Consider the following 1,526-nt stretch of genomic DNA (forward strand, 5'->3'; position numbering starts at 1 on the left):
CTGACGCGAAGATGCGGTGGTGATTGGGCGCGGATGACCGCCCGGCGACCTTGACTGGTCCTGGGGTGTCGTGGATTTGGGTTAGGCGGCTTGGCTAGTTCGGTAGGGCTCGCCGCGGGTGAGGATGTGCCAGATCGCGATCAGGAGGGAATGCTCGATGGCTACGAGCGCGCGAGTTGGCCCGCGGCGGGCGGCGAGTCGCTTGTAGCGGTGTTGGAAGAACGACCCGTTGGTCCGCGCGGCGGCCATCGCGGCGATCCCGAGCGCGCCTTTGAGGTGGGCATTGCCTGGGCGGGCGCGCACCTGGCGAGACTTCCCGGCTGACTCATGCTGTCCTGGACAGACACCGGCCCAAGAGGCCAGGTGGGCGGGCGTGTCGAAGCAGGTCATGTCGACCCCCGTCTCAGCGAGGATGTTCTCCGCGCCGGTTTCACTTATACCGGGGATCGTTGCGAGCAGATCCCGGGCCCAGCCCAGGCTGTGCTCGTCGATGAGTGCGCCGATCAGCTCGGTGAGCGTCTGGATGTGCGCATTGAGCAGGTCGATGCGATCGAGGTGCAGCCGGGTGAGATTGGCGTGGTGGGTGGTGAAGCTGCCTTCGAAGGCGGCCCGCAGCTGCTCGGTTTTGGTGCGCAACCGTCCTTTGGCGAGCTCGGCGAGCGACGTCGGCTTTCGCTCGCCAGCGACAAGGGCTTCCAGGAACAAGCGGCCGGATACCCCCAGCGAGCGGGTGGTGATCGAGGTGTACTTGATTCCGGTCGACTCGATCAGCTTCTCCAGCTGCTGGATCTCCCGGGATCGCTGCCCAGTCAACAGAGTTCGCTGCCGGGTCAGGTCCCGGAGCTGGCGAATCGGCCAGGGCGGGACGAACGACCCTCGCACGAGGCCATGCGCGCCAAGCTCAGCAAGCCATTGGGCATCGGAGATATCGGTCTTGCGGCCGGGGAGGTTCTTTGCGTGCCTGGCGTTGACGAGCATCACGTTCAGGACATCCTCGAGGCCGTAATAGAACGGCTTCCAGTAGTCCCCGGTAGCTTCCAAAACCACCAGGGTCACCTGCTGGGCCAGCAGGTGATCACGCAGCTCAGCGATGTCGCGTTGCATCGCACCATGCACCGTGATCCGCTTGCCGTAGGTTCCCGGGCGCGCGCCGGGGGCCCGGACGCAAACCTTCGCGTCACGTTTGGAGATGTCCATTCCCGCGCAACGCTCGTGGAGCACTTCCATGATCGTTCTCCTTTCATCACTATGGGGAAAGGGACAGCGACCACGGCAGGCGGACTGGGCAAAAGAGTGGAGTCTGACGCACGTGCTCAAGGCAACATTCCACGAATCCCTACGACGGTCCGCCCGACCAGGCTCACGTTCGGGCTCTTCGGCTCCAAGGCAATAACGGCCGTGGCGCCGCGGTCGCTGTCCCGTCCACAAGCGTCCACCCCACGCAGCGACCCCGCCAAGGCGACCTTGACGGCAAAGCATCTTCCCTCCGCCAGGAACGCGCGCCCAGCGCGCGGGGATGCTCACGT

Annotated in this window: 1 protein-coding gene; it reads right to left on the reverse strand. The window is 65.1% G+C overall.

The features are described from left to right. Window positions 1-81 precede the first annotated feature (81 nt). Window positions 82-1,479, reverse strand: a complete 1,398-nt coding sequence (locus F6Q13_RS17325) for an IS110 family transposase (RefSeq protein ID WP_367141355.1) — start codon at window positions 1,477-1,479, stop codon at window positions 82-84. Window positions 1,480-1,526: the final 47 nt, after the last annotated feature.

The organism is Mycobacterium sp., assembly GCF_008709575.1.
Taxonomy (GTDB): domain Bacteria; phylum Actinomycetota; class Actinomycetes; order Mycobacteriales; family Mycobacteriaceae; genus Mycobacterium.